This window comes from Massilia sp. TS11, from assembly GCF_022012445.1.
GTDB lineage: Bacteria > Pseudomonadota > Gammaproteobacteria > Burkholderiales > Burkholderiaceae_D > Telluria.
On record NZ_JAKLTS010000007.1, the window covers coordinates 18,576 to 42,923 of the forward strand.

Annotated in this window: 16 protein-coding genes; 4 read left to right on the forward strand and 12 right to left on the reverse strand. The window is 67.1% G+C overall.

Features of this window, described 5'->3' with window-relative positions; translation table 11 throughout:
- Positions 1-22 precede the first annotated feature (22 nt).
- From LZ005_RS12100 to LZ005_RS12140, 9 genes are all read right to left on the reverse strand, one after another.
- Positions 23-547 carry a MerR family transcriptional regulator gene (locus LZ005_RS12100; protein ID WP_237808333.1) on the reverse strand — a complete coding sequence of 175 codons (525 nt, stop codon included), beginning with the start codon at positions 545-547 and terminating at the stop codon, positions 23-25.
- Complete coding sequence (locus tag LZ005_RS12105) at positions 544-897, reverse strand: hypothetical protein (protein WP_237808334.1); 354 nt, start codon at positions 895-897, stop codon at positions 544-546. Before LZ005_RS12105 ends, LZ005_RS12100 begins: the two co-directional genes overlap by 4 nt.
- Positions 898-985: 88 nt before the next feature.
- Positions 986-3,100 carry a M3 family metallopeptidase gene (locus LZ005_RS12110; protein WP_237808335.1) on the reverse strand — a complete coding sequence of 705 codons (2,115 nt, stop codon included), beginning with the start codon at positions 3,098-3,100 and terminating at the stop codon, positions 986-988.
- 22 nt (positions 3,101-3,122) lie between these two features.
- Positions 3,123-5,225 (reverse strand): M3 family metallopeptidase, encoded by a 2,103-nt coding sequence (locus LZ005_RS12115; RefSeq protein WP_237808336.1) that lies wholly within the window; start codon positions 5,223-5,225, stop codon positions 3,123-3,125.
- Positions 5,226-5,305: 80 nt separating this feature from the next.
- Positions 5,306-5,872 (reverse strand): TMEM175 family protein, encoded by a 567-nt coding sequence (locus LZ005_RS12120; protein WP_237808337.1) that lies wholly within the window; start codon positions 5,870-5,872, stop codon positions 5,306-5,308.
- 13 nt (positions 5,873-5,885) lie between these two features.
- Positions 5,886-6,098 carry a SlyX family protein gene (locus LZ005_RS12125; protein ID WP_237808338.1) on the reverse strand — a complete coding sequence of 71 codons (213 nt, stop codon included), beginning with the start codon at positions 6,096-6,098 and terminating at the stop codon, positions 5,886-5,888.
- A gap of 27 nt (positions 6,099-6,125) precedes the next feature.
- Positions 6,126-8,300 carry a DUF4214 domain-containing protein gene (locus LZ005_RS12130; protein WP_237808339.1) on the reverse strand — a complete coding sequence of 725 codons (2,175 nt, stop codon included), beginning with the start codon at positions 8,298-8,300 and terminating at the stop codon, positions 6,126-6,128.
- A 73-nt stretch (positions 8,301-8,373) separates the two neighbouring features.
- Positions 8,374-10,443: a UvrD-helicase domain-containing protein gene (locus LZ005_RS12135; protein ID WP_237808340.1), complete on the reverse strand. Its 2,070-nt coding sequence runs from the start codon at positions 10,441-10,443 to the stop codon at positions 8,374-8,376.
- Positions 10,444-10,484: 41 nt separating this feature from the next.
- Positions 10,485-11,372 (reverse strand): hypothetical protein, encoded by an 888-nt coding sequence (locus tag LZ005_RS12140; RefSeq protein WP_237808341.1) that lies wholly within the window; start codon positions 11,370-11,372, stop codon positions 10,485-10,487.
- A gap of 152 nt (positions 11,373-11,524) precedes the next feature.
- Between LZ005_RS12140 and LZ005_RS12145 the strand changes: the two genes are divergently transcribed.
- Entirely contained in the window at positions 11,525-12,010 is a 486-nt protein-coding gene (locus LZ005_RS12145) for an SRPBCC family protein (RefSeq protein WP_237808342.1), read from the forward strand.
- Here LZ005_RS12145 and LZ005_RS12150 read toward each other — a convergent pair whose 3' ends face one another.
- The gene (locus tag LZ005_RS12150) at positions 12,011-13,123 is read right to left on the reverse strand and encodes an HD-GYP domain-containing protein (RefSeq protein ID WP_237808343.1); all 1,113 of its coding nucleotides are present in this window, start codon (positions 13,121-13,123) and stop codon (positions 12,011-12,013) included.
- A gap of 396 nt (positions 13,124-13,519) precedes the next feature.
- Between LZ005_RS12150 and LZ005_RS12155 the strand changes: the two genes are divergently transcribed.
- The gene (locus tag LZ005_RS12155; protein ID WP_237808344.1) at positions 13,520-14,407 is read left to right on the forward strand and encodes an ArgP/LysG family DNA-binding transcriptional regulator; all 888 of its coding nucleotides are present in this window, start codon (positions 13,520-13,522) and stop codon (positions 14,405-14,407) included.
- 100 nt (positions 14,408-14,507) lie between these two features.
- Here LZ005_RS12155 and LZ005_RS12160 read toward each other — a convergent pair whose 3' ends face one another.
- Positions 14,508-16,511 (reverse strand): primosomal protein N', encoded by a 2,004-nt coding sequence (locus LZ005_RS12160; RefSeq protein WP_237808345.1) that lies wholly within the window; start codon positions 16,509-16,511, stop codon positions 14,508-14,510.
- Positions 16,512-17,081: 570 nt separating this feature from the next.
- A complete protein-coding gene (gene hemE / locus LZ005_RS12165) occupies positions 17,082-18,164 on the reverse strand; it encodes a uroporphyrinogen decarboxylase (protein WP_237808346.1) in 1,083 nt (360 codons plus the stop codon).
- 65 nt (positions 18,165-18,229) lie between these two features.
- Between hemE and LZ005_RS12170 the strand changes: the two genes are divergently transcribed.
- Positions 18,230-20,161 (forward strand): prolyl oligopeptidase family serine peptidase, encoded by a 1,932-nt coding sequence (locus tag LZ005_RS12170; RefSeq protein ID WP_237808347.1) that lies wholly within the window; start codon positions 18,230-18,232, stop codon positions 20,159-20,161.
- Positions 20,158-24,267, forward strand: coding sequence for a DEAD/DEAH box helicase (locus LZ005_RS12175; RefSeq protein WP_237808348.1), 4,110 nt, complete (start codon positions 20,158-20,160; stop codon positions 24,265-24,267). Before LZ005_RS12170 ends, LZ005_RS12175 begins: the two co-directional genes overlap by 4 nt.
- The last annotated feature ends 81 nt before the right edge of the window (positions 24,268-24,348 follow it).

A 24,348-nucleotide genomic window follows, 5' to 3' on the forward strand; every position in this document is an offset into this window, starting at 1 on the left:
CTCCTCGGTTGCGATAGCCCTGTTATACACCCAATCGGCGCGCCCAGCTACGGATGCGCGTCACTTCCTGTGCATCCAGTCCCAGGCCGCGCAGAAAGCTTTCGTGCTCGCCCGGCGCCTGGCGCTCGAACAGCGCGTGCCAGCGCGCCATCGCCGCATCATCGAGGCCGGCCGCGCGCAGCAGACCCACCCAGGCGGCCTTGTCCATGCGGCGGCCGGCACGGCGCCCGTCGCGCAGGCGCAGCAGCACGGCCTGCTGTTCGCGCAGGGCCGCCATCTCCTGCTGGATGCTGGCCAGGCGCGCGTCGATGGCGTCGCGCGGGGCGCTGCCGCTGAGCAGGCTGGCGATCGTCGGCAAGCCCAGCCCGGCCGCGCGCCAGGCGCGGATCTGCTGCAGGCGCGCCAGCTCGGCCGCGCCGTACTCGCGGTAGCCGGCCGCCGTGCGCCGCGCCGGTCGCAGCAGGCCCTGGGCCTCGTAGTACAGCAGGCTGGTGCGCGAGAGCCCGCTGGCGCGCGCGAGCTGGCCGATCGTATAGCGTTCTGTCATGCAGGCAAGGGTAGCAGGTCCGGCGCCAGAAAGCGCGTGCGGCCAGCCGCATCGGCCAGGCGCGCCGCGCTGTAGTGGCGCGCCAGCAGGCCGCGTGCATCCTCGAGGGCGGCCGGACCATGCGCATGCAGCAGGCGCACCAGGGCCTCGGTCACGGTCCAGTGGAATTTGTCGTGCGCGCCCAGGCCGCGCGCATAGGCCGCGATCAGCGTGCAGCAGCGTGCGACCGCGTCGTCGAGCGGGTAGCGCTGCACGAGGATCCGCGCCAGGCGGATATGGCCGGCATGGTTGAAGTGGGACGGCGCCAGGCTGCCGTCGCTGATTTGCTGGAGGAAGAGGTCATCGTTCATGGCGCCAGTCTGCAGCTGTCTACGCTAGACAGGTCAAGCGTGGACGAAAAAAAACGGCGGGACCGCCCCGCCGTTTTTCTGGCCGCGCTTACTGCGCCGTCAGGCCGCGCCGCTCGAGCAGGGGCTTGATGTTCGGCTCACGCCCGCGCACGTTCTTGAACATCTGCATCGCATCCATCGTGCCGCCACGCGACAGCAGCTTCTCGCGGAACAGGTCGCCGTTCTTGCGCTGCAGGCCGCCGTGCTCCTTGAACCATTCGACGGTGTCGGCATCGAGGCGCTCGGCCCAGACATAGCCGTAGTAGCCGGCCGAATAGCCGCCCGCGAAGGTGTGCGAGAAGTAGGCGGTGCGGTAGCGGGTCGGCACCGGAGCGAAGTCGACGCCGGCCTCTTTCAGGGCCTGGGCTTCGAAGGCCACGACGTCGGTCGGCATCTGCTCCGGCGTCAGCTGGTGCCAGCGCTGGTCGAGGATCGAGGCGGCCAGATACTCGGTGGTGCGGTAGCCTTCATTGAAGCGGGCCGAGGCCTGCACCTTGTCCAGCAGTTCGGTCGGCATCGGCGCGCCGGTCTGGTAGTGGCGCGCGTAGTTCTTCAGGATTTCGGGCCAGGTCATCCACATCTCGTTCACCTGGGACGGGAACTCGACGAAGTCGCGCGGCACCCGCGTGCCCGAGAAGCGCGGATAGGTCACGTTCGAGAACATGCCATGCAGGGCGTGGCCGAACTCGTGGAACATGGTGCGCACTTCATCATAGGTCAACAGGGTCGGCTCGCCGGCCGGCGGCTTGGGGATGTTGAGGTGGTTGGCCACGACCGGCTTGGTGCCCATCAGCTTGGACTGGCTGACATAGGCATTCATCCACGCGCCGCCGCGCTTGCTCGGGCGCGCATACATGTCGGCGATGAAGATGGCCAGTTGCTTGCCGTCGCGGTCGAATACGTCGAACACCTTGACGTCGTCGGTGTAGACCGGCAGGTCCTTGCGTTCCTTGAAGCTGATGCCGTACACCTTGTTGGCCGCGTAGAACACGCCATTGACCATCACCGAGTTCATCTCGAAATAGGGCTTGAGCTGCTTGGCGTCGAAGCTGTACTTCTGGGCGCGCAGCTTGTCGGCATAGTAGTCCCAGTCCCAGGCGGCCAGCTGGAAGCCGCCGTTTTCGGCGTCGATCAGCTTCTGCAGTTCGGCCGCTTCCTTCTTGGCATTGGCGACGGCCGGCTTGGCCAGTTCGCTCAGCAGGCTGTTGACGGCCGTGGCCGAATGGGCGGTCTGGTCTTCGAGGGCGAAATCGGCATAGGTCTTGTAGCCGAGCAGCTTGGCGCGTTCGGCGCGCAGCTTGACGATCTGCAGCACCACCTCGCGGTTGTCATACTCGCCGCCCTTGATGCCGCGCGCCATCGAAATGCCCATCAGGCGCTCGCGCACGGCGCGGTTCTTCAGCACGGCCAGCGGCGGCTGGCCGCTGGTGTTGACGATGGCGATCGCAAACTTGCCATCCTTGCCCATCTTCTTGGCCAGGTCGGCGGCGGCCTTGATGGCGGCCTCGCTCATGCCGTCCAGCTCTTCCTTGGTGTCGACGATCATGGCCGAGGCGTTCGCTTCCTTCAGCACGTTCTGAGCGAACTTGGTCTGCAGCTCGGCCAGCTTGCTGTTGTAGGCCTTGAGCTTCTCCTTGTCGGCCGCCGACAGCTGGGCGCCGGCGCGCACGAAGTCGGTGTGGTAGCGCTCGAGCAGATACTTGGCTTCGGCGTCGAGGCCGAGCTGGTTCTTGCGCTCGTACAGGTAGTTGACGCGCTGCCACAGCTTGTCGTTCAGGCGGATGAAGTCGCTATGGGCCGACAGCTTGGGCGCCAGTTCACGGTCGATCGCCTGCATCGCGTCATTGGTGACGGTGCCGTTCAGATTCGAGAAGGTGGTCGCCACGCGGCTCAGCAGCTGGCCCGATTTTTCCAGCGCCACGATGGTGTTCTGGAAAGTCGGCTTGGCCGGATTGTTGGCGATCGCTTCGACTTCCTTGACCTGCTCGGCCATGCCTTCCACATAGGCCGGCATGAAGTGCTCGTTCTTGATTTTGTCGAAGGCCGGGTAGCCGAGCGGCAGGGTGCTCGGCTTGGCAAACGGGTTGGCCGGGTCGAGGGCCGCGTGGGCCGCGCCGCCCAGGAAGGCGAAGGCCACCGCAGCGGCCATCATCAGTTTTTTCATGCTCGTTTTTCTCCTCTTGGGTTTACTTCACGCTCAGGCCACGACGCTCGAGCAGCGGTTCGATGCGCGGATCACGGCCACGGAAGGTTTTAAACAATTGCATCGCATCCTCGGTGCCGCCGCGCGAGAGCAGGCTCTGGCGGAACCAGTCGCCGTTCTTGCGCAGCAGGCCGCCGTGCTCCTTGAACCAGTCGACGGTGTCGGCGTCCAGGCGCTCGCTCCACAGATACGAGTAGTAGCCAGCCGAATAGCCGCCGGCGAAGGCGTGCGAGAAATAGGTGCTGCGGTAGCGCGGCGGCACCGGCGCGAAGTCGGCCCCAGCCTCCTTGCGCACCTGGTCTTCGAAGGCCAGCGCATCGGTCGGGATCGCGTTCGGGGCCAGCTGGTGCCAGCGCTGGTCGAGAATCGAGGCCGTCACGTTTTCGGTCGTCAGGAAGCCCTGGTTGAACTTCTTGGCGGCGGCCACCTTGTCGAGCAGGTCCTGCGGAATCGGCGCGCCGGTCTTGTAGTGCTTGGCGTAGTTCTTCAGCACCTCGGGCCAGACGGCCCACATCTCATTGACCTGGGACGGATACTCGACAAAGTCGCGCGGCACATTGGTGCCGGCCAGGCGCGGATAGGTGACATTCGAGAACATGCCGTGCAGCGCATGGCCGAACTCGTGGAAGGCCGTGCGCACCTCGTCATAGGTCAGCAGGGTCGGCTCGCCCTGGGGCGGCTTGGGAATATTCAGGTGATTGGCGACGACCGGCATCGTGTGCATCAGCTTGGACTGGGACACGTATTCGTTCATCCAGGCCCCGCCCTGCTTGTTGCCGCGCGCGTACATGTCGGCGATGAAGATGGCCAGCTGCTTACCGTTCTTGTCGAACACGTCGAACACGCGCACATCGGGATCATAGACCGGCAGGTCCTTGCGCTCCTTGAAGCTGATGCCGTACAGCTTGTTGGCGGCGAAGAACACGCCGCGCGTCAGCACATTGTCGAGCTCGAAGTAGGGCTTGAGCAGATTCTCGTCGAGCGAGAACTTCTCGGCGCGCAGCTTCTCCGTGTAGTAAGCCCAGTCGGCCGCGCCGACCGCATAGCCGGCCATCTTCGACAGCTCGGCCGCTTCCTTGCGCGCATTCGCCACGGCCGGCTTGGCCAGCTCGGCCAGCATGCTGTTGACGGCCGCCGTGGTCTTGGCGGTCTGGTCCTCGAGCGCATAGGCGGCGTAGTTCGGATAGCCGAGCAGGGCCGCACGTTCGGCGCGCACCTTCGCCAGCTTCAGCACGACGGCGCGGTTGTCGAACTCGCCGCCGCTGCTGCCGCGCTTGAGCGAGGCGGCCATCAGCTTCTCGCGCGCGGCGCGGTTGCTCATCACGGCCAGCGGCGGCTGGCCGCTGGTGTTGACGATGGCGATGGCGAACTTGCCGTCCTTGCCCATCTTCTTGGCCAGCTCGGCGGCGGCGCTGATGGCCGCCTCGCTCATGCCGGCCAGTTCTTCGCGCGTGTCGTACACGACGGCGGCGGCGTTCTTCTCCTTCAGCACGTTCTGGCTGAACTGGGTCTGCAGCGTGGCGTTCTCGGCGTTCAGGGCCTTGAGCTTGTCCTTGTCGGCCGCGCTCAGTTTGGCGCCCGAACGCACGAAGTCGAGGTAGTAGCGCTCGAGCAGATGGCGCGCTTCGGCATCGAGCTTGAGCTTGGCGCGCTGGGCGTACAGGGTCTGCACGCGCTGCCACAGCTTGTCGTTCAGGTAGATGGCGTCGCCGTGGGCCGACAGGCGCGGGGCCATGTCGCGCTCGATCGCGTCCATCTCGTCATTCGTGTTGGCGCTCGACAGATTGGAGAAGGCCACGGCCACGCGGTTGAGCAGCTGGCCCGACTTTTCCATCGCCACGATGGTGTTGTCGAAGGTCGGCGCCTTGGGGTTGTTGGCGATGGCGGCGATTTCCTCCAGCTGGGCGGCCATGCCTGCCTCATAGGCCGGACGGAAATGTTCGTTTTTGATCTTGTCGAAAGCCGGGTACTGGAAGGGCAGGCTGCTCGGCTTGGCAAAGGGATTGGCGGGGTCGAGCGGCGCGGCGTGCAGCAGGCCACCGAAAGCGAGGGCGGCGGCCAGAACGAGCAGGCGGGGGTGTTTCATCGTGGGCATCCTCGAGGCATTTCTGAAGCGCACGAGTGTAGCAGGATGCCCCTGGGCAGTCAGCGAAAACCCGGTATGTATCAGGGGTGAAGTTGTTTTTCGATGCGGCGGTCCGGCACCAGCCAGATCAGGGCCACGAGCGAATAAATCCCGAAGCCGATCCAGGGCGCCTGCCAGGCCACCAGCACCCCGACGACATACAGCGCCAGCGACAGCTTGCCCTTGCTGTCGCTGCCCAGGGCCGCGCGCAGCGTGGCATTGTGGGCGGCCAGGGTCCAGGTCAGGATCGTGTAGGCAATCGCGCACATCAGCAGCACGACGCCGTAAGCGGCCATCGGCAGCGCGGCAAAATGGTTCTCGCCCATCCAGCCCGAGACGAAGGGCAGCAGCGACAGCCAGAACAGCAGGTGCAGATTGGCCCACAGCACCGCGCCATTCACATGCGTGACCGCATGCAGCAGATGGTGGTGGTTGCTCCAGTAGATGCCGACGTAGATGAAGCTCAGCACATAACTGAGGAACACCGGCGCCAGCGGCAGCAGGGCCGTCAGGTCCTCGCCATGCGGCACCTTCATCTCGAGCACCATGATGGTGATGATGATGGCGATGACGCCATCGCTGAAGGCTTCCAAGCGGCCCTTGCCCATGCCTCGTCCTTGTTCAGTAATGCGGCGGCCGCTCGTTGAGCGGGACCTGGGCGCCGTTCTGGGCCAGATTGCGCACGTGCTCGGCCAGGCCGGCGACCAGGGCTTCGAGGTCCTCGATCCGGCGCGACTGCGCGTACACGGTCTGGTTCAGGGTGTCGACCAGGTCTTCCATCGCGACCAGCTTGAGTTCGATATCGACCAGGCGGCTTTCGTGTTCTGCTTGCATGCTGTGGTGTCGGGCAAAAGCGCCAGTTTAGCCGAGGTAGGGCGTGTACTCGAAGCCATTCCCGATCAGGCCGATCACATTGCTCTGGTTCTCAGGCGATTCGCTGAAGGCGGCCAGCACCTCGGCGCGCGAACCGCCATTGGCCAGCTGGGCCATCCAGAAGTTGTAGCCGCCGCTGTCGGGATCGCGGTGCAGGACGTTGTTGTACAGCTTGGTGACGAACACGCTGTCGCTCGGATTGGCGCCGCCATACACGCTGGCAAACTCCTGACTGCTGATAAAGCCACCGGCCACCTGCTTGAGCGAGGCGCCATTGTCCATGATCTTCATCCAATAGCCGAGCCCGCCCAGATCGGGCACGCGGTTGAAGGCCGCCTGATAGATGCGGAAGGCCTGGCCGCCGGTGCCGTTGATGTCGAGCGCGATCGCCTTGTCGCTGAAATTGATGCGCTCGATGTTGGCGAGCACATCGGTCAGACCGGCGCCGCTGAGTACGAAGCCGCTGCCATTGGCCTTCAGGCTGTAGGCGCTGAAGGCGCTGTTGACGAGCAGGGTATCGAGGCCGGCGCCGCCGTCGAGCACGCCGCTGGCGGCCGGCAGCGCAATGCTGTCGGCGCCGGCCGAATAGGTCTTGTTGGCGCTGCTGTTGATGCTGAACGTCAGCGCGCTCGAGACGGCCGACAGGTTCTCGGCCGCGTCGATGCCGCGCACCGTCAGGCTGTAGCTGCCATTGGCCAGGGGCAGGGTGCTGGCCGCGCTCCAGCTGTTATCGGCACCGATGGCGGCGGTGCCGACCACGACGCCGTCCTTGATCAGCTGCACGCTCGTATTGATCTCGCCCTTGCCGCTGAACACAGGCAGATTGGTGCTGACCACGCCGCTCGCATCCTTGGCCACGCTGAGCGTCGGCACCGAGGGCGGGGTCACATCGATCTTGAAGCTCAGGGGCGCGCTGAAGGCCGAGCTGTTGCCGGCCGCATCGGTGGCGCGCGCGGCCAGGGTGAAGCTGCCTTCGCCCAGGTTCAGCGTGGTCAGGCTCCAGTCGCCGCTGGCGCTGGCCGTGGTGCTGCCAACGCTGATCGCGCCCTGGTAGACCTGCACGGTCGAACCGGCCTCGGCCTTGCCGCTGACGGTCGCGCTCTGGCTGCCGCCGCGCAGGTAGCCGGCCGCGTTCAGATTGGCGCTGATGGTCGGCGCATCGGGCGGCGTGGTGTCGGCGGCCAGCAGCGACTGCACCGACAGCATCATGTCGGCGAATTTGATGTTCTCGATATTGCGCAGCACGTCATTGGTATTCGTGCCCGTCAGCAGCACGCTGCCATTGCTGCCGGCCTTGACCACATAACTGGCGCGCACGCCGCTGAGGATCAGGGTATCGGTGCCGTCGCCGCCGTCGATGGTGTCGCTGCCGGTCAGTGGTTCGAGCAGGTCGTCGCCACTGCTGCCGGTCAGCATGTCATTGCCGCTCGTGCCGGTCAGATAGTAGGCGGTGATCTGGGCGCCCACACCACGTTTGCCTGCCAGGCCATCCCCGCCGTACAGCCAGTTCAGGGCCGCCAGGTCGTAGGCGCGAAAGCTCGTGTAGGGGCCGCCCGACTCGTTGTAGGCCATCAGCGTGTAGGCCGTGCTGTCGGTGGCGGCCGGCAGCACGGCGCTATTGCCGGTCGTGCCTTCGAACGGGTGCTTCAGGCCCAGCATGTGGCCCAGTTCATGCAGCAGGGTCTCGTAGCCATAGCTGCCCTGGGCCAGGGTGCCGTTCTGGCTCGCCCACTCCTTGTTGTCAATGTAGACGTAGGCCGTGGCCGAGTAGGAGGTCAGCACATTGGTGCTGGTGTCGTAGTTGTAGTTGTAGGTCCAGCTGCACAGGCCCGAGGTCGAGGCATTGGTCGTGATGTCGACATCGCACAGGTGGACCTGGGCCTTGGCCGCGTCCGTCGTCTCGACGAACTGGATGCCCGTCACCGCCGTCAGATAGGCCATCGCCAGGCGCGCATTGGCCTGCTGGGTAGCGCTGAAGGCCGCGCGCGTGGCCGGATTGATGTCGCTGTTGTTCGCTTCGTTGTTGCTGGCGACCGAGAACGTGTAGTAGATCGTGTTGAAGTCCGGCGTCAGGAAATTCCAGTGCGGACCATTGTCGAGCAGGGCGTCGATCCAGTTGTAGCCGGACAGGGGAACCTTGCTGATGTCGGAGACGGTAGCCATGGCGGAGCTCAGCGCAAGTTGGGGTCTCAGCAAGTATTTGCCCGCCGGCCAGCCCCTGTCAATCAGATTTTCTTCAAGCCACAGGCGGCTTCGGCGTATTCAGCAGGGCCTTCATTTTGGCCAGGCGGTCGCGCGGGCTCAGCACCTCGTCCTCCTGCGGCGCGGCCGGGCCCGTTTCGAGCTGCATTTCCGCCACAAAGCGCGAGATGTCGCAGCTGACCTGTTCGCCGGCGCGCTTGCGCTTCTTGCACCAGGTCAGCTGGAGCGTGCGCTGGGCGCGCGTGATGCCCACGTACATCAGGCGCCGTTCTTCCTCGATGCGCGCGGCCACCGTCTCGATCGGCGCGTCGGGATCGCCCTTGTGGGGCAGGATGCCTTCCTCGCAGCCGACCAGAAACACATGCGGGTATTCGAGGCCCTTGGACGCATGCAGGGTCGACATGCGCACCGCGTCCGGGTCTTCGTCTTTGCCTTCCAGCATGGACATCAGGGCGACCATCTGGGTCAGCTCGAGTAGATTCTTCTCCTCGCCGCTGCCGTCCTTGCCGCCGCAGCCGCGCTCCTTCAGCCAGTTGGTGAATTCGAGCACGTTCTGCCACTTGGCCTGGGCCGCCCTTTCCTCGTAGGTGTCGTACAGGTAGCTCTCGTAATTGATGGCTTCCATCATGTCGTCGAGCACGGCGGCGGCATTCTGGCCGCTGCCCGAGGGGCCGGGACGGCTGGCGCGCGCTTCCAGCCCATGGATGAAGTCGCAGAACTTGCGCAGCGGCCCCAGCTGGCGCTCCTGCAGCTTGGCCTCGATGCCGCCCTTGTAGACGGCCTCGAACAGCGAGCACTGCCACTGGCCCGAGAAGGCGCCCAGCACTTCCAGGGTCGACTGGCCGATGCCGCGCCGCGGCGTGGTGACGGCGCGGATGAAGGCCGGGTCGTCGTCCTGATTGGCGATCAGGCGCAGGTAGGCGATGATGTCCTTGATCTCGGCCTTATCGAAGAAGCTCTGGCCGCCCGACATCGTGTAGGGAATGCGCTGCTGGCGCAGGGCCTGCTCGATGATGCGCGCCTGGTGGTTGCCGCGGTAGAGGATCGCGTAGTCCGACCACTTGTTCTTGCGCTCGAAATGGTCGGCCGAGATCATGATCGCCACCTGCTCGGCCTCGGCCTCCTCGTTCGGCATGGCCCAGACCTTGATCGGCTCACCCAGGCCGTGTTCCGACCACAGGGATTTTTCGAACAATTTCGGGTTATTCCCGATGACAGCATTGGCCGCCTGCAGGATGCGCGTGGTCGAGCGGTAGTTCTGCTCGAGCTTGATGACACGCAGATTCGGGAAGTCGACCTGCAGGTCCTTCAGATTGTCGATGGTGGCGCCGCGCCAGGCATAGATGGCCTGGTCGTCGTCGCCGACGGCGGTGAACATCGGGTATTTGCCCAGGCCCGAGACCATCAGCTTGACCAGCTCGTACTGGCAGGTATTGGTGTCCTGGTATTCGTCGACGAGCAGATAGCGCAGGCGGCGCTGCCAGCGGTCGCGCACCGACTCGTGGTTGCGGAACAGCTCGACCGGCAGGCGGATCAGGTCGTCGAAATCGACGGCCTGGTAGGCCTGCAGCGTGGCCACATAGCTGCGGTAGATGCGGCCGGCCTGGGCCTCGTCCTCGTCGCGCGCGTCGCGGATGGCCAGCTCGGGGTCGACCATGCCGTTCTTCCACAGCGAGATGCGGGTCTGGATATCGCGGATCACCTGCTTGTCGGTCGTGATCGCCAGTTCCTGGATCAGCGAATAGCAGTCGTCCGCGTCCATGATCGAAAAGCGGTCCTTGAGGCCGAGCGCATTGGCTTCCTGGCGCAGGATGCGCACGCCGAGCGAGTGGAAGGTGCAGACCGTCAGCTGCTTGGCCTGGCGCGGCTGCTTGAGCAGCTTGGCCACGCGCTCCTGCATTTCGAGCGCCGCCTTGTTGGTGAAGGTGACGGCGGCGATCGTGCGCGGGTCGTAGCCGCATTCCTCGATCAGGTGCACGATCTTCTGGGTGATCACGCGCGTCTTGCCCGAGCCGGCCCCGGCCAGCACGAGGCAGGGGCCGTCCAGATACAGGACGGCTTCGCTTTGCGGCTTGTTCAGGCCATAGGCATTGGGGGAGGACATGGACGGCGGTGGCTGCGGCAGAGCCGGCCATTGTACCGCGCTTACAGGTAGCGCTGGCGGTACTGGGCGAACAGGCGCTCGGCGACCGGGCTCAGGCGCTGGATTTCCTCGTCCGTGTTGGGCGCCTGCCAGTCGGTGCGCCAGATCACGGTCTCGTCCTCGCGCAGCGTGACCCCGCCGGCCACGCTGCCGGCCGGCTGGTAGTGGGCCGCCAGGGCCCAGGGGAAGTCGCGCCGGTAGCCGCGCCGCGCATTGCCGAGGCCAAAGTCGAGCAGCATGTGCTCATCGACCAGACAGACGGCATGGCCCTCGATCTGGCCCGGCGCGGCGAAGCCCTGGCCGCCGAGCAGGAAGCGGCGGCCGGCCGCGTTGATGTCGACATAGCAGGACAGCAGGCGGGCCGCATGGCCGTGCGCCTGGGCGGCGCGCTCGGCCAGCATGCTGATCAGGAAGCACATGCTGCCGTAGGTGTCGGCGTACAGCCAGCCGAGGTCATAAAAATGGTCGTACAGGTCGGCGGCCAGCTGGCCGAGCGCCGGGTCGTCGACGGCCACACCGAACTGCTGCTGGCGCAGCGGGGCGCGGACGATGAACAGGCTGTCGAATTTGCGCCGGTATTCGTCCAGCAGCACCTGAAAGCGCGGCGTCGGCTGGACGGCGCGCGGGTGGTGCAGGCCGGCCGGCCAGTCGAAACTGACCAGCTCCGCAGCGGCGAATTTGTCGAGCTGGCGGCGGATCGTCTTGGGCGAATAGCGCAAGGACGCGTACAGGCCGGGCAGCGCGACGGCGCGGCCGGCCAGGAAGGCTTCACCCAGCTTGAGAAACAAATCGTAGCCGACCATGCTGGATGTCATGGGCAGGCTCGCCACCACCCAGTCGCGCACGTCGGAGACGGCGCGCAGAAGGCTGGTGGTGCGCTGGGTCAACATAAGTATTTACAATTTTTGCAATAATTCTGTATTGTAATAGCTTGACGTGTGGCAAATTGCTTCATCCTTGTAAGCACTTGTATCCGTCGCGTGCTGGCAGGGGGGGCGGGCCTGCGCTACCATGCAGCTTAGCCCCCGAATGAGCAGAAATAATGAAGTTTGAACACCTGATTGAAATCAACGACCCGCTCAATCCCCTGATGGACACCATCACGCGCGAGCAGCTGTGGCGCGGCCTGGTGCTGCGCGCCGACCAGCCGACCCTGTTCATGCCGCACCTGGACCGCTGCGAGATCGGCGCGCGCGCCGAGGGCAGCTTCGGGCGCCGCCTGCATTTCGGCGAGCTGGTGATCGAAGACACCGTCTATCTGCGCCCGCTCGAGGAAGTGCGCTACGAAGTGCCGGCCCAGGGCGAGATTCCGGCCTCGCACATGACGATGGCGATCGAAATGCCGGCCGCGGGCCGCCTGTTCGTGCGCTTCCGCTATGACGATGGGCAGGCGGCGGCGGCCGACGGCGCCACCGCCATGTACGAGGATTTCAAGCGCTCGGCCTATCAGGAGGCCGACATCGACACCATCCGCATCCTGCGCGAGCTGGCCGCCGCGGGCAAGCTGGACGGCGACACCCTCAACTGATCAGACCGCGGCGACGCGGCCCCACAGCTGGTCGAGATTGAAGCCGATGGCCGCCTGGGCCGCGTGCAGCACTTCGCGGATCGCATGCAGCTCGTTCTTGGTGTCGCGCTTGATCGCATGGTCGAGCGGGGCGCCGCGCGGGCCGACCAGGGCGTCGACGATCGGCGTGGCCGTGTTCACGCCCTTGCGCGTGACGACCCCGATTTCGCCATTGATCAGACGCACATAGGTGCCGACCGGGTAGATCCCGAGTTCACGGATGAACACGGCCGCGAGCTGGGGATCGATGGTGGACTTCCCTTCGAGCAGGATGTCGCGCAGGGCCGCGTTCGGCAGCATCGACTTGCGGTAGGCGCGCGAAGACACACGGGCGCAGTAGCGGTCGGCCAGCGAGACGATCTTGGCCGACAGCGGCAGCTGGTGGCCGAGGCGGCCGAACGGATAGCCGCTGCCGTTCTCGTTCTCGTGGTGATACAGCACGCACTCGAGCCAGTCTTCGTTCTGGATACCGGCCTTGCGCAGCAGGAAGGCGCCGGCCTCGGGATGCTCCTTGATCAGGGCGCGGTCGCGCGCGTCGAGCGGCTCCTGCGTGTACTGCATGCGTTCCTGATGTTCGAGCATGCCGACATTCATGCACAGCGCGCCGACCACGATGCACAGCTGCTCGGCGTCCGACTTCTTGAGCGCGCGCGCCACCAGCAGCGAGAGAATGGCCGTGTCGATGCTGTGGCGGATCGCATACGGGCCGGCGTCCTGGTTGTGCATGATGCAGGCCAGGGCCACATCCGGATGCAGGTCGATGGCCGAGATCAGGTAGCGGCCGGTCTCGGCCAGTTTGGTTTCGGCGTCGGCGCAGCGGCCGAGGGCGATTTCAGCGAGGATCAGGGCCAGGCGCCGGTTCACCGCATTGATCATGCGCAGCACCGAAGGCGGCTCCTCCGACGCCCGGGCCTGCTCGACGGCGGGCACGCGGCCGCGCTTGAGCAGGACCTCGATCTGGGCGTCATTCGAAATATGGTAGCCCTTGCGGGCCAGAAGATTGCCGCCATCGCCATACACATCCCAGGGCAGGGCCTGGCCGACGGCCAGCTCGCCGGGCGCTATTGCACGCATATCCACTACGCTTCCCTCCACACAGCACCGCCCCGGCTTCTGGCCCGGGCGCTTTCCCTTGATTCTGCGCCCGATGTAAGGGCGAATTATTGTTGTAAATCAACTACGATTGCCGGGCATTAAGATGCCTCTGGTCCCATCCGCGCGCGGCCGGGTGAGAATCTCACCGCTACCGCCCAGTCCATACCATGCGTTTATGGGTGGATAACCGCAGATAGGTGAAAAGTGAAGGGGTATTCTACACACGCGATGCACCGTGTCACGCATTTTGCGTGAGTTTTGGAGAGTTTTTTCGCAGTTTTGTTAAACCGGTTCCGTTATCAAGATGTAAAGTTGCACCGTTAGAATTTTTGCATTAGGATGGCTGATAACAGGCTCCTCTTATTAGAGAAACTTATGGCCAACCTCGACTACAAAGCCCTGAGCGTGCTCGATGCGGTGGTGGAGACGGGCAGCTTCGACAAGGCCGCCCTGCATCTGGGGATCAGCCAGTCGGCCGTGTCCCAGCGCATCAAGGCGCTCGAAGACGCCTGCGGGCGGCTGCTGATCGTGCGCGGCCTGCCCTCGGTTCCGACCGGCCTCGGCCAGCGCCTGGTCACCCATTTCCGCCACGTCAAGCTGATGGAGCAGGCCCTGGATATCGACCTCGGGCGGCCCGCCGTGTATCCGGCCGTGGCCGTGGCGGTCGACGCCGACAGCCTGTCGACCTGGTTCGGCCAGGCCCTGCCCCCTTTGCTCAGTCCGCCACGAGCGCGACTCGATCTGCAGCTGGCCGATACCGCCCAGGCCCTGGCCCTGGTGCGCGAAGGCGCCGTGTTCGCCGCGGTGGCGGCCAGCGACACCCCGGCCCAGGGCACCAGCGTGCTGCCGCTGGGCGTACTGCGCTATCTGTGCGTGGCCACGCCCGCCTTTGCCGGCCACTGGTTCGGCGACGGCATGCAGGCCGAAGCGATCCGGCTGGCGCCCGGCGTCGACGGACCGCAGGGCCTGCTGGCCCAGTTCCTCGCGCGCGAGTACGGACTGCGGGCCGACTTGCCGCTGCACGTGCTGCCCCTGCCCGAGAGTCTCGATGGCGCGATCGCGCGCGGCAGCGCCTACGGCCTGGTGGCCGAGATGGTGGCCTTCCCCGCGATCGAAGCGGGCCAGCTGGTCGACCTGACGCCCGGCCGCTGGGTCGACGTCGCGCTGAGCTGGCACGCCTGGAACATCGACACCCCGTTCACACGCAGCCTGAGCGAGCAAGTCCTCGACACCGCCGCCCGCTACCTGCGCCCAATCACCTAGAAACCAAACGGTGTCAGGTCCGGCAATCGGACATGGGGGAACTTTTCGCCGCGCGAAAAGTTCCCCCATGTCCGATTGCCGGACCTGACACCGTTCAGAATCAGATATCGATCGGGTCGACTTCGAGCGACCATTTGACGCGGGTCTTCAGGCTGCGCAGGTAGGCGACCCAGGCCTTGAGCCAGGCCTGCAGCTGGGGCCGCGAGGCCGATTCCACCAGCAGCTGCGCCCGCTCGACGTTCGCCACCCGCGTCATCGTCATCGGGATCGGATCGTTGATCGTGATGCCCGCATGCTCCATGCCGTCACGCGCGGCCTCGAGAAACGCGATCGCATCCTCGACCGCGCGCGCTTCGGCCCGCAGCAGGGCCTGGTAGATGAAGGGCGGCAGCCCGGCCTGGCGGCGCTCGGTCAGGATGACGGCGGCAAAACGCTCGTAGTCGTGGCGCAGCACGGCCGCATACAGGGGATGCTGCACATAGCGCGTCTGGATCAGCACCTCGGCCGGCACGTCGCCGCCCGCGCGCCCGGCCCGCCCGGCCACCTGCATCAGCTGGGCGAACAGGCGCTCGCTGGCGCGGTAGTCCTGGGAGAACAGGGCGGTGTCGGGGTTCAGAATCCCGACCAGGGTGAGGTTTTTGAAGTCGTGCCCCTTGGCCACCATCTGGGTGCCGATCAGGATGTCGACCTCGCCCCGGTGCACGCTGTCGAACGCGGCCTGGGCGCTGCCCTTGCGGCGCGTGGAATCGGCGTCGATGCGCAGGATCCGCGCCTGCGGAAACAGGGCCGCCAGATGCTCCTCGACGCGCTGGGTGCCGCGCCCGAGCGGCTGCAGATCGACATTGCCGCAGGTCGGGCAGTGGCGCGGGATGCGCATCTCGAGGCTGCAGTGGTGGCAGCGCAGCCGGTGCTCGGACTTGTGCAGCACCATGTAGGCGGTGCAGCGGCTGCAGTTGGAAATCCAGCCGCAGGACTCGCAGCAGATCACGGGCGCATAGCCGCGCCGGTTCAGGAACAGCAGCGACTGCTCGCCGCGCGCCAGGCGCGCCCGGATCGCCTCGAGCAGGGGCGCGGTCAGGCCGTCGCGCGGGCGCTCGCGCTCCATGTCGATCAGCTTGACCTTGGGCAGCACGGCGTCCTTGACGGCGCGCTCGCGCAGCACCAGCTTGCGGTAGCGGCCGGCATGGGCGTGCTGCCAGCTCTCGAGCGCCGGCGTGGCCGAGCCGAGCACGATCGGTATGCCGAGCTGGCGCGCGCGCCACACGGCCAGATCGCGCGCCGAATAGCGCAGGCCTTCCTGCTGCTTGTAGGACGGGTCGTGCTCTTCGTCGATGACGATCAGGCGCAGGCGCGGCAGCGAGGCCAGCACGGCCAGGCGGGTGCCGAGCACGATGCGGGCGGCGCCGCTGTGCACGGCCAGCCAGTTGCGCAGGCGCTCGCCCTCGGCCAGGCTGCTGTGCAGGGTGGCCAGCTGCAGGCCGGGGAAACGGGTGCGGATATTGCCTTCGAGCTGGGGCGTGAGATTGATCTCCGGCACCAGGATCAGGATCTGGGCATCGGGCTCGCGCGCCAGCAGCTGGGCGCAGGCCTGCAGATAGACCTCGGTCTTGCCGCTGCCGGTCACGCCGAACAGCAGCATCGGGCTGAAACCGCTGGCCTGGCCGATGGCGTCGGCCGCCTCCTGCTGGGCCGGATTCAGCTGCGGCATGGCGGCCGGGCGCGGGTCCTGTGCGACGGCGGCGGCGGCCAGCTTCTTCAGGCCGCGATCGAGCGCGACGGTGCTGGCCAGGCGCAGATTGCGCGGCAGCCCGGGCAGGGCCACTTCGCCCAGCGGGCGCTGGTAGTAGTCGGCCGCGAAACCGACCAGGGCCAGCCATTCGTCCGAAAGCGGCGCCAGCTGGCTGCGCACGGCCAGCGCGTCCTTGAGCTTGTCGGGCGCCACCGCGCTGCTCTCGGCCACGGCAAGGATCAGGCCGACCACTTCGCGCGTGCCGAAGGGCACCAGCGCCAGCTGGCCGACCGCCGGCCGTTCGCCCTGCCAGCGGTAATCGAACACGGCGTCGAGCGGCGTGTCGAGGGCAATGCGCAGGTAGCAGACGGACATGGGGAAAAAAGACGGCTCAGTAAGCGGGGCGAGGCGTGACAGTAGCGGTTTCCCGGGCTTTCCACAAGCGCGATACGGCTGTGGATAACTTTGTTGACAAGGTCTTGCCGTATGGATCAAAAAATTTTCTTTTAAACAATACCTGCATATCCGCCATTCAAGATGTCTGATTTTTCCTCTTGACTTTCAATGACTTAGCCAAAATTTCCCGGATAAGAGCATTTTTATCATGCTCCGATGCCATTTGTGCATAAGTCCTGCCGCCGGCAGCAAAACCCGAGCGGAAATGGCATCGTGCAGCGCAGCACACACCTCATGTAAAACTTGAGAAAATCCGCTAAGCCTCCGTTCCACAAGGCCTTTTTCCGATTATTCACATTTTCTGTGGATAACTTTGTGAACAAAGCCAGGGAGAAGTGCGGGCCGCTGCACCAGTCTTGTGCGGCGTTGCAAAAATGATCTGTGGATAGAATTTTTTTTCATATTAAAAATCAAGGACTTGCGCAGGCCCTCCCAGAGGGCAAAAAAAACGGCCCCAGATGGGGCCGCCCTTGATTTTTTGTGAATAAGTCAGGCTGCGCGCTGGGCCCGGCTGAAGCTGTGCACGGCCTCGACCATGGCCGTCACCGACTCGGGCGGCGTGAACTGCGAGATGCCGTGGCCGAGGTTGAATACATGGCCGTGGCCGGCCGCGGGCTTGCCATAGGCCGTCAGCGAGCGCTCGACTTCGGCGCGGATCTGCGCCGGCTCGGCGAACAGGATGGCCGGGTCGAGATTGCCCTGCAGGGCCACCTTGTCGCCGACGGCGGCGCGCGCCTTGCCGAGGTTGATGGTCCAGTCGAGGCCGATCGCGTCGGCGCCGCTGTTGGCGATTTCCTCGATCCACAGGCCGCCGCCCTTGGTGAACACAATGGCCGGAATGCGCTGGCCATCGTGTTCCTTCTTCAGCTGGCGCACGACCTCGCTCATGTACTTGAGCGAGAAGGCCTGGTAGGCGCCGTCGGCCAGGGCCCCGCCCCAGCTGTCGAACACCATCACGGCCTGGGCGCCGGCCTCGATCTGGCGGTTCAGATAGGCCGCCACCGACTGGGCATTGATCTCCAGGATGCGGTGCATCAGGTCGGGCCGCTTGTAGAGCATGGCCTTGATCGTGTGGAATTCCTTGGAGCCGCCGCCCTCGACCATGTAGCAGGCCAGGGTCCAGGGGCTGCCGGAAAAGCCAATCAGCGGCACGCGCCCGTTGAGCGCCTTGCGGATGCTGGTCACGGCCTGGAACACGTAGTCGAGCTTGGCCATGTCGGGCACGGCCAGGGCCGCCACGTCGGCTTCGCTGCGGATCGCCTTGTCGAACACCGGGCCCTCGCCTTCGAGGAATTTCAGGCCCAGGCCCATCGCGTCGGGCACCGTCAGGATGTCCGAGAACAGGATGGCGGCGTCGAGCGCATAGCGGTCGATCGGCTGCAGCGTGACCTCGGTCGCGTAGTCCGGATTGGTGGCCAGGCCCATGAAGGAACCGGCCTTGGCGCGCGTGGCGCGGTATTCGGGCAGGTAGCGGCCGGCCTGGCGCATCAGCCAGACGGGCGTGTACTCGGTCGGCTGGCGCAGCAGGGCGCGCAGGAAGGTATCGTTCTGGAGCGGGGCAAATTGGGACATGGGAGCCGGATGCGTGGAGTCCAAAGGCGCTATTATCGCATGGGCCGATCCGCTATCATCGCGGGATGACTACCGCAAGCAAAACCGGCGCCGTGTGCGGCGCCTGGCCGGCCGCGATCTCCGCCGCCATGGTGGCCGCCGGCGCCATTCCGCTGTCGGCCGCCAGCCTCGATGGCGCCGACCTGCTCTGGCTCGAAGGGCGCGCCCAGGAAGGCGGGCGCACTACCCTGCTGCGCCGCCGCGCAGGCCACACCGAGGAACTGACACCGGCCCCGTTCAATGTGCGCTCGCGCGTGCACGAGTATGGCGGCGGCGCCTATGTGGCCCAGGGCGGGCGCGTGTGGTTCTCGCACGGCGCCGACAACCGTCTGTACCTGATCGAGCCGGGCGCCGCGCCGCGCCCCGTGAGCGCGCCGGACAGCGCGCGCCGCTTCGCCGACCTGGTGCGCGACGCGCAACGCAGCCGCCTGATCGCCATCTGCGAAGACCACGGCGCGCCCGGCCCCTGCCAGAACCGCATCGTGGCCATCGGCGACGACGGGCGCGAAACCACCCTGGTCGAGGGCCATGACTTCTTCTCCTCGGCGCGCCTGTCGCCCGACGGGCGCCAGCTGGCCTGGCTGTCCTGGGACCACCCGCGCATGCCCTGGGAAGGCAGCGAACTGTGGCTGGCCGAGGTCAAGCCGGACGGCAGCCTGGGCGCGCCGCGCCTGGTGGCCGGGGCCGGCCAGGAGTCGATCTGCCAGCCCGAATGGTCGCCGGCCGGGGTGCTGCACTTCGTCTCGGACCGCAGCGGCTGGTGGAATCTGTACCGCCTGCACGGCGGCCAGTGCGAGCCCGTCTGCCCGCGCACGGCGGAATTCGCCACGCCGCACTGGACCTTCGGCAACAGCATGTACGGCTTTCGCGCCAACGGCGAGATCGTCTGCACCTACATCGAAAAGGGCGTGAGCCGCCTGGCCGCCCTGCGCGACGGCCAGCTGCGCGCGCTCGCCAATCCGTATCAGGAGATCCGCGAGCTGCGCGTGCACGGCGACCAGGCCGTGCTGCTGGCCGGCGCGCCGACCATCGCGGCCGAACTGGCCACGCTCGATCTGGCCGCCGCCGCGCCGGCCGCCCAGGTGCTGGTGCGCTCGATCAGCGCCCTGCCCGATCTGGCCGACCTGTCGGTGCCCGAGCCGCTCAGCTACCCAAGCGTGAACGGCCGCATCGCGCATGCCTTCTACTACCCGCCGGCCAATGCGCGCTACTGCGCCGCGCCGGGCAGCAAGCCGCCACTGATCGTGATCGGCCACGGCGGCCCGACCGGCATGGCCACCAGCACCCTGAAGCTGGCCACCCAGTACTGGACCAACCGCGGCTTCGCCGTGCTCGACGTGAACTACGGCGGCAGCACCGGTTTCGGACGCGCCTACCGCGACCTGCTGCGCGGCCAGTGGGGCGTGGTCGACGTCGAGGACTGCGTGGCCGGCGCGCGCTACCTGGCCACGCGCGGTCTGGCCGACCCCGAGCGCCTGATCATCCGCGGCTCCAGCGCGGGCGGCCTGACGACCCTGTGCGCGCTCACCTTCCACGACGTGTTCAAGGCCGGCGCCAGCTACTACGGCGTGTCCGACCTGCAGGGCCTGGACGACGACTCGCACAAATTCGAATCGCACTACAACGCCTACCTGATCGCGCCGCCGCCCGAAGCGGCCGGCCTGTACCGCCTGCGCTCGCCGATCCACCACACCGAACTGCTGGCGCGCCCGATGATCTTCTTCCAGGGCCTGGACGACAAGGTGGTGCCGCCCCAGCAGTCCGAGGCCATGGCCGCGGCCCTGCGCGCGCGCGGCCTGCCGGTCGCCTATGTCGCACTGGAAGGCGAAGGCCACGGCTTCCGCAAGGCCGAGAGCATCGTGCGTACGCTCGAGGCCGAGCTGTACTTCTACCAGCGCGTGCTCGCTCTGCCGCTGCCGCCCGGCGCGCCGCCGGTGGCCATCGACAACCTCGCATGATCACTATCGACAGCCTGACCAGCGGTGCGCGCCTGGTGCTGGCCGCCCTCGCCCTGCTGGGCGAGCCGGTCGGCCGCAGCCGCATCGCCGAGCTGCTGGCCAAGGCCGGCCAGGGCCTGAAGGTGGAGGAGGTCGGCCAGGCCCTGGTCGAACTGCTCGAACACGGCCTGGTGCGCGATGTGACGGGGCGCGGCTTCGTGCATGCGCCCGAGGCGGCCTGGCCGGCGATGCGCGCCGCGCTCGAGGCGCGCCAGCTGGGGCCGCTGCGCAAGGCCTATCTGACCGTGCTGCCGCTGCGCCTGGGCTGGGAAGGCCAGGTGCTGCTGCGCTCCTACCGCCAGGGCGTGGCCCTGCTGCGCATGGCCCTGATCGACGGCGACGGGCCGGAGCAGGTGCAGCCGATCCTGCAGGCCTGCCTGGCCTGCCACGAGGCCAGCTATCTGCACCCGCTGGTGGAGACCTGCGCGCGCCCGTTCGACCCCGGCCTGATCGCGCGCATCCATCCGCTGCTGCGCGCCGAGGTGCTGGCCGTGCTGCTCGAGCAGGTGCAGCGCGAAGTGCAGGCCGCGCCCGCCGTGCGCGCCGAGGCCGAGCGCTATCCGAACCCGCCGCCGGCCCTGCGCGAGGCCCTGGCCCAGCATGCGCTGCTGCGCGGCCGCTTCGACGAGGCCCTGGCCCTGGTGCCGCCCGACACCCCGGCCGCCCAGCACCTGGCCGCCAGCGTGGCCCTGCTGCGCGACCAGCAGGAAGCCGGTCTGGCCGGCCAGGCGGCCGCCCTCAAGGCCCTGCGCAAAGCGAGCGGCAAACGCAAGGCGGCGTTTGCCGGCATCGGCGCCCACCTGCATGTGCTGGCCCTGCTGCGCGATGGCCAGCCAGCCGCGCTGACACTGGCCGAGACCCTGCTCGAGACGGCCCTCAAGGCCAGCGCCGGCCCCGACACCGCCGTCTACCAGCAGCTGCACATGCTGCAGCAGATCCGCGCCGGCCTGGCCGACATGGCGGTGTTCGGCTCGCGCAGCTGGGAGACCCTGCTCCAGCCCTTCCTGTTCCGCGCCCTGATCCACTACTGGCTCGGCCTGCCCCAGCTTGAGGCAAAGCGCGCCCAGCTGGCCGAGATGTGCGCACTGGCCACCACGGCCGGCTACGACTGGATCGCCGCCCAATTGGCGGCCATCCTCGGGCACCTGGGCAGCGCGCAGCATGGGCTGCAGGCGGCCGAACTGCGGCGCGCGCACCGCTTCGCCGATCTGTGCAGCTGGTTCACGCGCGAGGAAGCCTGGGAGCGCCAGCTCAATGCCCTGATCAATCTGCAGCCGGCCCTCAACCAGAGCGCCGTGCGCGAGACGCGCCTGGTCTGGCTGCTGCGCTACGATCCGCACTACGGCATCCAGGAGATCGAGCCGCGCGAGCAGAAGCGCGACGACAAGGGCGGCTGGAGCAAGGGCCGCGCCGTGGGCCTCAAGCGCCTGGCCGACGAGGGCGCCCAGCTCGACTACCTGAGCGCCCAGGACCTGCAGGTGCTGGCCGCCATCGGCAGCGTGCGCGGCTACTACAGCGGCGCGCGCTACGAGCTCGATCTCGACAAGGCCACCGCGGCCCTGGTCGGCCACCCACTGCTGTTCTGGGCCGACGCGCCCGGCACCCGGGTCGAGCTGCTGCCCGGCGCGCCCGAGCTGCTGGTCAAGGCCAAGGCCGGCCAGGTCACGATCAGCATGCAGCCGCCGCTGCCGCGCCTGAGCGAAGACGTGGTCGTCATCGCCGAAACCCCGAACCGCCTGCGCGTGCTCGAGGTGAAGGACGAGCACCGGCGCGTTGCCGCCATCGTCGGCGAGGGCCTGCTGGTGCCGCTGCATGCCGAACAGCGCGTGCTGAAAGCCATCGGCGCCGTGTCCGCCCTGGTCACCGTCCATTCCGACATCGGCGCCAGCGCGGCCGACCTGGTCCAGGTGGAGGCCGACCGCCGCCTGCACGTGCACCTGCTGCCCTACCAGACCGGCCTGAAAATGCAGATCCTGGTGCGCCCCTTCCGCGACGCCGGCGCCTGGTACGCGCCCGGCAGCGGGGCCGAATCGGTGATCGCCGAAATCCACGGCGTGCGCACCGAGGCGCGGCGCGACCTGAACGCCGAGCGCGACGCCGAACGGCGCCTGGTGGCGGCCTGCCATGCGCTCGACGCGGCCGAATGCGCGCACGGCGAATGGCTGCTGGCCCACCCGGCCGCCTGCCTCGAACTGGTGGCCCAGCTGCAGCGCCAGGACCCGCAGCAGGTGCTGCTGGCCTGGCCCGAGGGCGAGTCCTTCCGCCTGAGCCGGCGCACCGACAGCAACAGCCTGCGCCTGGCGATCGAGCGCGACAAGGACTGGTTCGCTGTCAGCGGCGAGCTGCAGATCAGCGAAGACAAGATCCTCGACCTGCGCACCCTGCTGGCCATGCTGCGCGGCAGCCAGAGCCGCTTCATCGCCCTCGGCGACCAGCACTTCCTCGAACTGACCGAGGAACTGCACCGGCGCCTGGAAGACCTGGCCGATTTCAGCGAAGACGACGGCAGCCGCCTGCGCGTGCATCCGCTGGCCAGCTTCGCGCTCGAGGACATCGCCAACGCGGCCGGCGGCGCCAAGAGCGACAAGGCCTGGCGCGCCCACCTGCAGCGCATCGAGGCGCAGGCGCGCTTCGTGCCGCAGCTGCCCTCGACCCTGCAGGCCGAGCTGCGCGACTACCAGCGCGAAGGCTTCGACTGGCTGGCGCGCCTGGCCCACTGGGGCGTGGGCGCCTGCCTGGCCGACGATATGGGCCTGGGCAAAACCGTGCAGGCCCTGGCCCTGATCCTGACCCGCGCGCCGCAGGGCCCGACCCTGGTGGTGGCGCCGACCTCGGTCTGCCCGAACTGGCAGGCGGAGGCGCGCCGCTTCGCCCCGACCCTGAACGTGCAGCTATTCGGCGACGGCGACCGGGCCGCGATGGTGGACGGCGCCGGCCCCTTCGACCTGATCATCACCAGCTATGGCCTGCTGCAGCAGGAGGCGGCCCTGTTCGCGCGGCGCGGCTGGCACACCATCGTGCTCGACGAGGCCCAGGCCATCAAGAACACCGCCACCAAGCGCTCGCAGGCCGTGATGGGCCTGCACGGCGAGTTCCGCATGGCCTGCACCGGCACCCCGCTGGAAAACCATCTGGGCGAATTGTGGAACCTGTTCCGCTTCATCAATCCGGGCCTGCTCGGCTCCCAGGACCAGTTCCATGTGCGCTATGCGGTGCCGATCGAAAAGGCCCAGGACCAGAAGGCCGCAGCCGGGGCGCGCGCGCGCCTGCGCAAGCTGATCCAGCCCTTCGTGCTGCGCCGGACCAAGGCCCAGGTGCTGGCCGAGCTGCCGGCGCGCACCGAGATCCTGCTGCCGGTCGAGCAGACCGCGGACGAAGCGGCCCTCTACGAAGGCCTGCGCCGCGCCGCCCTGGAAAAGCTGGCCACGCTCGAAGGGCCGGAGAGCCAGAAGTCGATCGCGATTCTGGCCGAGATGATGAAGCTGCGCCGCGCCTGCTGCAATCCGGCCCTGGTCGCGCCCGAGCTGCAGCTGGCCAGCAGCAAGATGATGGTGTTCGAGCGCCTGCTCGAGGAACTGCTCGAGAACCGCCACAAGGTGCTGGTGTTCAGCCAGTTCGTCGACCACCTGGCCCTGCTGCGCGCGCGCCTCGACGCGCGCGGCCTGCGCTACCAGTACCTCGACGGCGCCACCCCGATGAAGGAGCGCAAGGCGCGCGTCGACGCCTTCCAGGCTGGCGATGGCGATGTGTTCCTGATCAGCCTGAAGGCGGGCGGGGTCGGCATCAATCTGACGGCGGCCGACTACGTGATCCACATGGACCCGTGGTGGAATCCGGCCGTCGAGGACCAGGCCTCGGACCGCGCCCACCGCATGGGCCAGCAGCGCCCGGTGACGATCTACCGCCTGGTGGCGCGCAATACGATCGAGGAGGGCATCGTCGAGCTGCACAAGCACAAGCGCGACCTGGCCGACAGCCTGCTGGCCGAGAGCGACCGCGCCGCCCGCATGACGGCGGCCGACATGCTGCGCATGCTGCAGGAAGGCCTGGCCGGGCGCGTGCGCTGAGGCGCCTGCTTCCGTTTGTAACAGACCCGCTCGCCCGCGGGGAATGATGGTAATCTGACGCGCTCGCCGCTGCAGCGGCGC